Source organism: Streptomyces sp. NPDC001502 (assembly GCF_042894785.1).
Taxonomy (GTDB): Bacteria; Actinomycetota; Actinomycetes; order Streptomycetales; family Streptomycetaceae; genus Streptomyces; species Streptomyces kutzneri.
In genome coordinates, this window is sequence record NZ_JBIAVW010000011.1 from 23819 (window position 1) to 33344 (window position 9526).

A 9526-nucleotide genomic window follows, 5' to 3' on the forward strand; every position below is an offset into this window, starting at 1 on the left:
CGCACGGTGCCGTCTCTTGCGACGGCTGGGACGACCGCGCTGCGTTATCGAAAGGTAATAGACGCAGGGGAGTGATTCCAAGCTTCTCCGCTTGATCGTTCCCACCAATCAGCCACGCACCGACTGGCTTTGGCTATTCCTTTTCACGTCAAATCGACCTCAACTCGGGCAAAACCCAAGCGACTCACCTATCTCTTCAGCCACAGGCCGGAAATGACGGCTCGTCAATCCACTTGCGGAGAGCACTCTTTCAATTACAGACCGTCACGTCATGTCACGTCGCGCGGGGTACCACCGGGACGGTCCGGCGCCGCTCCGGTTCCCGTTCGCCCGGACGGCCCACCGCGAGCAGCGCCATGTCGTCCGTCGCCCCGCCGCCCGTATGCCGGCGCACATCGCTGCTGAGCGCGCTGAGCAGCGCCTGCGGCCCGGGGAAGATCCGCCCGCGCAGCCGGGCCGCCGGATCGTAGAAGTCCCCCGCCCCGTCGCGGGCCTCGGTCAGCCCGTCCGTGTAGAGCAGCAGGGTGGTCCCCGGCGGGAAGGCCCACTCCTGCACCAGGTCCGGCCAGCCGCCCAGCTCTCCCATGCCGAGCGGCAGGGCAGGCTCCGCCGGGGCGAGGACCGCCAGCTCACCGTTCTCGTGCAGCAGCAGCGGCTCGGGGTGACCCCGGTTGAGCAGCCGCAGCACGCCGACGCCCGGCGGGATCTCCCCGAGCACGCACGTCGTGAACCCCTCCACCGCGTCCAGGCTGTCGCGCCGGGTGCCCTCGCGGGCCAGCGCCCGCTCCAGCCGCTGCGCCAGCGCCTCCAGGGTGGGCTCGGTTTCCGCCGCCTCCCGGAACGCCCCGAGGACCACCGCGACGGCCTCCACCGCCCCCAGCCCCTTGCCCCGTACGTCGCCCACCGCCAGCCGTACTCCGTACGGGGTCTCCTGGACCGCGTACAGGTCGCCGCCGATGAAGGCGTCGGCCTGCGCGGCCTCGTACCAGGCGGAGACGTGCAGCCCCCCGATGCGTTCGGCGGGCTTCGGCAGTACCGCCCGCTGCGCGGCCTCGGCGATCCCGCGCGCCGAGGCGAGCCGCTCGCCGCTGCGCCGCACCATGCGGTTGATCAGGAGCGCCAGCCCGGCGACGGTCAGTACGGTCACCAGCTCGGTCAGCGCCTCGACCTTCCAGCTGGTGCCGTTGAGGATGTGCAGCACGAACACCGCGAACACGGCCAGGCCGCCGGTCACGGCCGTGGCCCAGAGGGTGAACAGCGGGGCGGCGATCAGCGGGGCCGCCGTGAAGAACGGGGACCCCGTGAAGCTGGGCGGGGTCAGCACGTCGAAGACCATCCCGAGGGCGATCAGCGCACCCGGCAGCACCCGGACCACGCGACGGGTCACACCGTTCCCGCCCCCGCCCGCGTGCCCACCGCCGTTGCCCTGCCGGCCCAGCCCCGCCACGCTGCTCTCCTGCCGCCCGGTCCGCCGCACGGGTCCGGGCCCGCCGCCTCCTCGCCCCTCAAGGCTGGCGGCAGCAGCATCCGTACGGCGACCTGACGGCGGCCGGACGGGTGACGAGGTGTGAGAAAGCGTGAGAAGAGCGCCCGGCGGGCCGGAACACGACGAAGGCCCGGTTCCTCTGGAGGAACCGGGCCTTCGTACTGAGTAGCGGGGGCAGGATTTGAACCTACGACCTCTGGGTTATGAGCCCAGCGAGCTACCGAGCTGCTCCACCCCGCGTCGGTAAACACAACTCTACGCCATCCGGGCGGAGCCCTTCGCCAATTAGCGGCCGCACCACCCGCAGATCCACATCACCGCAGGTCAAGGCCCTAAAACCGGAACGGAACCGGCCCTATGCCCGCCCCCGCGGACGAAGATCATCTCTGTTGCACGGCAGTGACACTTCCAGGATGGTTCCGGGATCCGGTCCGGGCGATGATTCACCTGTCGCAAGGGCCAGGGGGAACACGAACCGGCCGGCGACCACGACCACACCTTCTCGGCCCGGCGCTCTGCCGGTGCCTTTGTGATTCCTGGGGGGAGTCCACCATGTCCGTTCGCACCGCAGCCGCCATCGCAGTCGTCGCCGGCGTTGTCACCACTCTGCTGCCGCTCTCGGCCACTGCCGTGTCCGCCGCACCCGTCGCCGACGATCAGGCCGTGCTGCGTACGGAGATGGGCGCTCCGGTCCCCAGCGGCCCGCTGACCCGCGGCGGCGCCACCGAGACCTTCGACCTGACGGTGAAGAACCCGACCGGCAAGGCGGTCCACTACAAGCCGTGGCTGCTCCTCGACCAGACCGGCCCGAGCCGGCTGCAGAAGGACGACGTGGTCTTCAAGGTCGACGCGGTGGACGCCCCGGCGACCAAGTCCGCGGTCGGCCGGCAGGACGGCGGATGGCAGGGCCTCTTCTACCCGGCGACGGCCGCCGGCATGGAGAGCGGTGCGGGCTTCGACATCCCCGCCAACGGCAAGATGACCTGGAAGGTCACCCTCGGCCTCGGCGCGAACTACCCCACCAACGATGGTGACTTCACGTTCCAGGCCACCAGCTACAACAACTCGGTGGCCCCCGGCGGCGCCGACTCCCACCGGTTCGAGGTCGACCCCAAGATCAAGGCGGGCGAGCTCAAGACCTGGTTCAAGCAGGTCAGCTCCGGCAAGGAGGACCAGGAGCAGCGCGCGTACCTGAACCTGAACTACCAGGCCACCGGTGACGGCACCTTCGGCACCGCTCTCGCGACCACCCTGAGCCTGTCCCACCCGGGCGCGCAGAAGGCCGACTTCCGGCTCCAGGCCCTGATCGACGGCCGCTGGCAGGACCTGCGGGGCGACGCCGACACCTACGAGCTGCCGCGGATCCCGAAGGGCTTCGGCGCCTTTGCCGGTGTCCGTACCCTGCCGCTGCGTGTCTCCCTGGGCGAGGACACCGGGCTGGCGAAGAAGACCGTCATCACGATGGCCGCCGAGGTCGGCCACGCCGAGGGCAACACCTACCCGTTCCAGGACAGCTCCGTGCAGTTCCCGCTCGCCCCGATCGTGAAGACCGTGCCGCCCTCCGGCGCCCCGTCCGGCACCCCGTCGGGCAGCGCCTCGCCGACCCCGTCCACCCCGTCGACCACGTCCTCGACCAGCCCTGTCGTGCAGCAGGCCGTCGCCGCCTCCACCGGCAACGCGAACCTGACCACCACCGCGGCCGGCGGCTCTCTCGCCCACACCGGCGCCGACTCGGCCACCGGCCTGTACGCCGGCCTCGCGGCCGCCCTGGTCGCGCTCGGCGCGGCCGCCGCCTGGCTCGGCCGCCGTCGCCGCACCGCCGCCTGATCGACCTCCGACTCCCGCACGCAGAAGCGCCCCACCCGGTCCCTCGGGTGGGGCGCTTCGCGTACGGCCGTCAGGCGACGGGATCCCGGCGGCGGGTCAGCACATGGGTCGTACTCCCGTCGTCCTCCCGCAGGTCCCGTACGCGGGTGAAGCCGATGCGCTCCAGCAGGACCAGGGAGGCCGTGTTGGCGTCGGCCACGGTGGCGTGCACCTCGGTCAGGCCCAGGAGGCCGAAGCCGTACGCGACGATCGCCTCGGCGATCTCGGTGCCGAGGCCCGCTCCCCAGGCCGCGGGGGCCAGGGCATAGATGATCTCGTGGCCGTCGACCTCGTCGGTCCGCTTGATCTCGGCGTGCCCGACCAGCCGGCCGTCCCGGCGCACGGCCCACACGTCGAAGAGGTTCTCTGCGTAGACCTTCGTGAAGACCCGTCCGAAGAGCGCCCGGTCCTCGGCCTCGGAGGTGGGACCGTCGCCCATCCACCGGGACACCCGGGTGTCCTGGAAGAGTGCGACGAAACCTTCCTCGTCCTCGGGGGTGTACGGGTCGAGGAGCAGGCGTTCGGTCCGGAGAACAGGCGTCATGGTCGGCGACGCTACCCGCACCGACCTGCGGGGGCACCGGATTTACCGGTACGGCGAAGCGCCCCACCCGAAGGAATTCGGATGGGGCGCTCCCGTACAGGTCCAGGGCCGGTCGAAGGCTGAAGGGCTACCTGGGCTGGCCCCAGTCGAGGGTGGTGAGGGAGCCGTCGTCGTTGCGGAGGTGGAAACGGCCCTGGGAAGGACGCCAGATACCGACGTTCGCCGCGGGACCGCCGTTGCCGCCGTCCCAGTTGGCACCGACCGGCAGGTCACCGGACTGACCCCAGTCCAGAACGGTCAGGCTGCCGTCGTCGTTGCGGAGGTGGAACTGGCCGGTCGAAGGCCGGAACACACCCAGATTGTCCGGACCCGAACCATCCCAGTTCCCGGAAACCGGCAGGTCACCCGCCTGACCCCAGTCGACCTTCGTGATCGAACCGTCGTCGTTGCGCAGATGGAAGACACCACTGCGCCACACACCCACGTTCGCGGCCGCGCCCCCGTCCCAGTTGCCGGCCACGGGAAGGTCACCCGCCTGACCCCAGTCCAGCTTCGTAAGCGAACCGTCGTCCATACGCAGGTGGAACTGACCCGTCGAAGGCCGGAACACACCCAGATTGTCCGGACCCGAACCATCCCAGTTCGCAGAAACCGGCAGGTCACCCGCCTGACCCCAGTCCACCTTCGTGATCGAACCGTCGTCGTTGCGCAGGTGGAAGACACCACTGCGCCACACACCGACGTTCGCGGCCGCGGCCCCGTCCCAGTTGCCCGAGACCGGCACATCACCATTGGTCTGCAGGCCGCTCCACAGCGCGCTGACGATGGTCTGGGCGTCGGCAGCCTGCGTCTGGTACCGGTCGGGGTAGGCGGAGATCTGGACCGCCTGGCAGACCTGCCCGATCGGTTTGGTCTCCCAGTTGCTGATCTTGACCATCTGGTTGAGGAAGGCGTTGGTCGCCCAGGCGGGATTCATCCGCTGGTCGAACGAGCCCCAGCCGGCCCGCTGCTGGAACAGGCCGACGCTGTCGAGGTCGATCATGTTCGGGTTGTTGTAGAGGGTGCTCTCGACGATGGCGGTGGTCACCGCGTTCACGGCGGCCCTCTGCGGGAGGCCGCGTGCCTGGACCGCGTTGACGATCGCACGAGCACAGGACACCCGGTAGGAGGTCAGGTAGCCGCGCAGGGTTCCGGTGAGCTGGCTGCTGAGCCGGTCGGCGGTGGCACGGTCGGCGCTGGTCTCCGTACCGCAGGAGTAGTTCGGAGAGTTGGCGGCGGCGACGTCGGCGGCGGAGGCGCTGAGGCTGGGGCGGTCGGCCTGGCCCGTCTCGGCTGCGGCGGCCGAGGTGACGAGGCCTGCGGTCAGTGCTGCTGCGGCGGTGAAGGCCGCAGCTATGTGTCGGCGCGCGGTTCGGGTCACGGTGAGGCTCTATTCCACTTCGATGGGGTCGATGACGGTCGATCAGGCAGTGCGCGTCCCGGGGGTGCGGTCGGCCGCACCCCGGGGACTGCTTGCTACCTGGGCTGGCCCCAGTCGAGGGTGGTGAGGGAGCCGTCGTCGTTGCGGAGGTGGAAACGGCCCTGGGAAGGACGCCAGATACCGACGTTCGCCGCGGGACCGCCGTTGCCGCCGTCCCAGTTGGCACCGACCGGCAGGTCACCCGCCTGACCCCAGTCCAGAACGGTCAGGCTGCCGTCGTCGTTGCGGAGGTGGAACTGACCCGTCGAAGGCCGGAACACACCCAGATTGTCCGGACCCGAACCATCCCAGTTCCCGGAAACCGGCAGGTCACCCGCCTGACCCCAGTCCACCTTCGTGATCGAACCGTCGTCGTTGCGCAGGTGGAAGACACCACTGCGCCACACACCCACGTTCGCGGCCGCGCCCCCGTCCCAGTTGCCGGCCACGGGAAGGTCACCCGACTGACCCCAGTCCAGCTTCGTGAGGGAACCGTCGTCCATACGCAGGTGGAACTGACCCGTCGAAGGCCGGAACACACCCAGATTGTCCGGACCCGAACCATCCCAGTTCGCAGAAACCGGCAGGTCACCCGCCTGACCCCAGTCGACCAGAGCCAACGAACCGTCGTCATAACGCAGGTGGAACTTACCGCTGCGCCACACGCCCACGTTCGCGGCCACGCCCCCGTCCCAGTTGCCCGACACCGGCACATCACCATTGGTGGCGACGTCTTCGACGATGTTCTTGTACCGGTAGGGGATGTAGGAGCCCGAGTTCTTGAAGTACGCGTAGGGGATCACGCGGCGCACGGCGTGCGGCGGGGTCTCCTCGATGCCGATGTAGGACGTCATCGAGGAGTCGGTCCAGCTCTCGAACAGGACGACGTGCGATCCGCTCACCGGGTTGGCGGAGTTGTGGAAGAGCAGCATGTCGCCCTTGCGCAGCTCACCCTTGGTGATCCGGTCGGCGTAGGTGTCGAGGTTGCCGGTCCAGGCGTTGGTCCCGATGTTCCAGGCCATGGACACCAGGCCGGAGCAGTCGGTGCGGTAGCCGTCGCGGTAGCTGCTCTGGCTGTACGGGACCTGGGCGTCGACCCAGGTCTTGGCCCGGGCTATGACGGAGCTGCGGGTGATGGGGGAGACACCGTCGGCGGAGAGCGCACCCGCCGGGCCGGGGACCGAGCCCTTGAGGGGGCCCGGCTGACCCTGGGGGCGCTCGACGTCGGGGGTCTCCTGCGGCACGGCGGCCGTCGAGTCGGCGGCCTGAACCGTCTGCGAGTGGGCCGGCATGCCGGACAGGACCAGCGAGGCGGCGCAGGCGGCGGTGACGATGCTCGCGGCACGGAAGGCCGAGGTCTTGATGGGCAACGCAACTCCTGGTGAAGAGGCAAGCGACAGGGAAGACAGCTGGGTTGTGCGAAGTTCTCGTGGGGCACTCGGTTTCCGTGTGCCGAGGTCGGCGAGCATGCCGAGCTCGGCACACGCCGGTGCCGGCGTCGTGCGGCGGAGCGGGATGCTCGGGCGGGCACCTCGTGGACCGCGCGGTGCCGTGGGAGGGCACGCGTGGCGGGCCGGGTGGTGCGCACCGCCGGGACGGCTGTCCTGCAGGAACAGCCGGTCACAGGCGGCCGGTCGGCGGCCGACGGCAGGTGCTGCGGGTACGGCGGACGCTGCCGGTTACGGGCTGGCGGTGTCCGCGTTCTGCGGGTGCGGGGCCGGGGGCAGATAGCGCCGGCGGAGTTCGTGTGAGTTCTGCTGGCTGCGCGTGATGAGGCCGTGTGCGCGGCGCAGCGGGGCGGGCGCGGTGGGCGCGTCCAGGGTCATGAGGTAGAGCAAGAGGTCGATCCGGTCGGCTTCGGGGCGTGCGCTGGCGTGCTGGAGTCCGTCGCCGGGCAGTGCGTGGGCCCAGAGTGCGTCCACGACCTCGGCCGCCTCACTCTCGTGCGAGGCCTCACCGGGCCGCCTCCGAGTCAGGCTGGCGTAGACGATCTCCACAGTGAACCGGTCAGCCCCAGCCGAGGCTGTCGGAGATCTGAGCGGTGGCCGGGGCGGGCGCCGTCGCGGTGGCGGCGGCAGCGCCGCCGCTCACGAGGATGACCCCGGTCAGGGAGAGGGCGACGACCGCGACGGCCTGGGCGATACGAGTGCGGATCACGACGGGATTCCTTAGCTGCTGGCTGGATGGCTTCCTGCACCGGTCGGGCGTCCCGCGGTTGACGCTTCGTCCGGCTGCCGGCCCGGGGTGTTTCCCTGGCGGCGATCAATAGCTTCGCCGTTCGCCGACACGGCCGGAAGGCCTTGAGGGTGTCGCCTACCGGCCTGTCGGGATCCGGACACAAGGTCATGCTCATGTCAATTTTACGTGGTGGACCGCTCGGAGTGCGATCGGTGTTGATCAAGACGGCATGGCGCTGTTTGTATAGGGGCCGATGGCCTGGCGGGATACGGCCGGCCTGTGATCTGGGGGGATCCGATGCTCGAAGTTCTGGGACTGACCCATGCTGCCGTGACGGTGTACCAGGTGATGCTGGATCATCCCGGCTACGACCTGGACGACATCGCCGCGCACTGCGCCCTGACAGCCACCCAGGTGCACGAACACCTCGACGAGCTGGCCCGGCTCACGCTCGTACGGGCCTCCGCCGAGCGTCCCGGCCACATGCGCGCGGTGAGCCCCGAGATCGGCCTCGCCGACATCCTCGCCGTGCAGGAGGCCGAACTCGCCGCCCGCCAGGCCCGGCTCGCCGCCTCACGCGCTTCCGTGACCCGCATGGTCGCCGAACGCGCCGAGCACCGCGCGCACCACGGCGAACGCCTGCAGGGCATGGACGCCATCCACAACCGCCTGGAACTGATGGGCCGCGCCGCCACCACAGAGGTCCTCAGCAGCCAGCCCGGCATCCAGCGCCCCGAGGACCTGGCAGCCAGCCGGCCCGCCGATGCCGCGGCCCTCGGCCGCGGCATCACGATGCGCACCCTCTACCAGGACACCACCCGCAACCAGCCGCACATCACTTCCTACGCGCACTGGCTGCTCAGCCAGGGCAGCGAGGTCCGTACCTCCCCCACGATTCCCCAGCGCATGGTCGTCGTCGACCGCACCCAGGCCCTGGTTCCCATCGACCCCGCCGACACGCGCCAGGGCGCCCTCCACGTCACCGAACCGGGCATTCTCGCCGCACTGCTCGACTTCTTCGAACAGGCCTGGAACACCGCCGTTCCGCTCGGCGCCGCTCGACCCGAGGACCCCCTGACCAGCATCACCACCACAGAACGCGAAATCCTGCGCCTGCTCAGCACCGGCCTCACCGACGAAGCGGTGGGCCAGCGCCTGGGAACCTCCTCGCGCACCGTCGGACGTCACATGTCCTCGCTCATGGAACGCCTCGGCGCCAGCAGCCGCTTCGAAGCCGGCATCAAGGCCGCCCACAGAGGCTGGCTCTGATCCGCCCCCCGCACCCGGGCCCGGAAACGACTGAGCGCCCCACCCGGCCGAAACCGGGTGGGGCGCTCAGCAGCAGGTCAGAGGGGTTAACCCCGGCCTGCGAGCGGTAGGCCATGTCGGACTCGAACCGACAACCAACGGATTAAAAGTCCGCTGCTCTGCCAATTGAGCTAATGGCCCTCCAGGTGCTCACCCCAGAGCATAGCCGGACCGCGCCGGTCAGCCGATCGGGTATCCGCCGACCGGCCTGTCGCCGCCGGTCCGGTGGCGCTCCGCAGGGCCTGGGACCTGCCCCCGAGGGGGTGTTACGCACCATCAGTTCCAGGGAGCGAAAAAGGGCCCGTACGGCACCTGGGTGGCGTACGGGCCCTTTCTCAGGGGTTCAGCTCAGCTGCGATCAGCCGTTGCGCTTCCAGCGCGGCTTGTCGTCGCGGCGGCCGCCGAAGCCACCGGTGGAACCGGAGCCGGAGCCGGAGCCGGACGGACGGTGGTCGTCACGGCGGCCGTACGGGCGGTCGCCGCCGCCGGAGCGGAAGCCGCCGGCCGGACGGTCGTCACGACGGTCGCGGTTGAACGGGCGGTCGCCGCCACCGGAGCGGAAGCCACCGGAGGGGCGGTCGTCACGGTTGAAGCCGCCCGAGGAGCGGTCGTCACGGTTGAAGCCGCCGGAGGGACGGTCGTCGCGGCGGAAGCCACCACGGTCGCCACCACGGTCATCGCGGTT

At 70.1% G+C, this 9526-nt stretch carries 8 protein-coding genes, 2 tRNA genes and 1 pseudogene; 2 read left to right on the plus strand and 9 right to left on the minus strand.

The window, feature by feature from the left end; all coding sequences use genetic code 11:
- Window positions 1-274 precede the first annotated feature (274 nt).
- Together ACFY0D_RS20650 and ACFY0D_RS20655 are read right to left on the minus strand one after the other, a co-directional pair.
- Entirely contained in the window at window positions 275-1438 is a 1164-nt protein-coding gene (locus tag ACFY0D_RS20650) for a PP2C family protein-serine/threonine phosphatase (RefSeq protein ID WP_390799761.1), read from the minus strand.
- Between the two features lie 214 nt (window positions 1439-1652).
- Window positions 1653-1726, minus strand: a tRNA-Met gene (locus ACFY0D_RS20655).
- Between the two features lie 312 nt (window positions 1727-2038).
- On the opposite strand from ACFY0D_RS20655, the gene ACFY0D_RS20660 reads away from it, so the two are divergent.
- Window positions 2039-3313, plus strand: a complete 1275-nt coding sequence (locus tag ACFY0D_RS20660; RefSeq protein WP_390799596.1) for a hypothetical protein — start codon at window positions 2039-2041, stop codon at window positions 3311-3313.
- 70 nt (window positions 3314-3383) lie between these two features.
- Here the strand turns inward: ACFY0D_RS20660 and ACFY0D_RS20665 are convergent, their stop codons facing one another.
- From ACFY0D_RS20665 to ACFY0D_RS20685, 5 genes are all read right to left on the minus strand, one after another.
- Window positions 3384-3896 (minus strand): GNAT family N-acetyltransferase, encoded by a 513-nt coding sequence (locus ACFY0D_RS20665; RefSeq protein WP_390799597.1) that lies wholly within the window; start codon window positions 3894-3896, stop codon window positions 3384-3386.
- 127 nt (window positions 3897-4023) lie between these two features.
- The gene (locus ACFY0D_RS20670) at window positions 4024-5316 is read right to left on the minus strand and encodes a hypothetical protein (protein ID WP_390799598.1); all 1293 of its coding nucleotides are present in this window, start codon (window positions 5314-5316) and stop codon (window positions 4024-4026) included.
- A 95-nt stretch (window positions 5317-5411) separates the two neighbouring features.
- Window positions 5412-6725 (minus strand): hypothetical protein, encoded by a 1314-nt coding sequence (locus tag ACFY0D_RS20675; RefSeq protein WP_390799599.1) that lies wholly within the window; start codon window positions 6723-6725, stop codon window positions 5412-5414.
- 309 nt (window positions 6726-7034) lie between these two features.
- Entirely contained in the window at window positions 7035-7277 is a 243-nt protein-coding gene (locus ACFY0D_RS20680; RefSeq protein WP_390799600.1) for a hypothetical protein, read from the minus strand.
- Between the two features lie 85 nt (window positions 7278-7362).
- A complete protein-coding gene (locus tag ACFY0D_RS20685; protein ID WP_390799601.1) occupies window positions 7363-7512 on the minus strand; it encodes a hypothetical protein in 150 nt (49 codons plus the stop codon).
- A gap of 318 nt (window positions 7513-7830) precedes the next feature.
- On the opposite strand from ACFY0D_RS20685, the gene ACFY0D_RS20690 reads away from it, so the two are divergent.
- On the plus strand, window positions 7831-8802 hold the full coding sequence (locus tag ACFY0D_RS20690) for a LuxR C-terminal-related transcriptional regulator (RefSeq protein ID WP_390799602.1): 972 nt from the start codon (window positions 7831-7833) through the stop codon (window positions 8800-8802).
- 107 nt (window positions 8803-8909) lie between these two features.
- Here the strand turns inward: ACFY0D_RS20690 and ACFY0D_RS20695 are convergent.
- Window positions 8910-8982, minus strand: a tRNA-Lys gene (locus tag ACFY0D_RS20695).
- A 217-nt stretch (window positions 8983-9199) separates the two neighbouring features.
- Window positions 9200-9526: pseudogene (locus ACFY0D_RS20700) on the minus strand (RNA helicase); the annotation flags it as partial.